Genomic DNA, 228 nt, shown 5'->3' with positions numbered 1-228 from the left:
CACCAGTTGGCCGTTACAAGACCAACAAGAAACTGATGATGAAGTACCGGCTGCTGGGTCAAACGCTGGCCGAAACGCTGGCTGATCCGGAAACTGGCGAAATCCTGGCTAACAAGGGTGATGTAGTTACCAAAGAAGTATTGAAGACTTTGGAACCGGCCCTGGACAACGATGACTTCAAGATGCTTACCTACACGCCATCTGATGAAGCTGTTGTTACGGCACCGG

General features: G+C 50.9%; 1 protein-coding gene. It reads left to right on the top strand.

The window, feature by feature from the left end:
- A partial coding sequence (locus tag LI126_RS15280) for a hypothetical protein (RefSeq protein WP_227165759.1) occupies positions 1 to 228 on the top strand: 228 nt, incomplete at both ends.

It is taken from the genome of Mediterraneibacter sp. 210702-DFI.5.30 (assembly GCF_020560115.1).
GTDB lineage: Bacteria > Bacillota > Clostridia > Lachnospirales > Lachnospiraceae > Mediterraneibacter > Mediterraneibacter faecis.
Note: the sequence above shows the minus strand (reverse complement) of the source record. Positions and strands in the feature narration are given on the sequence as shown.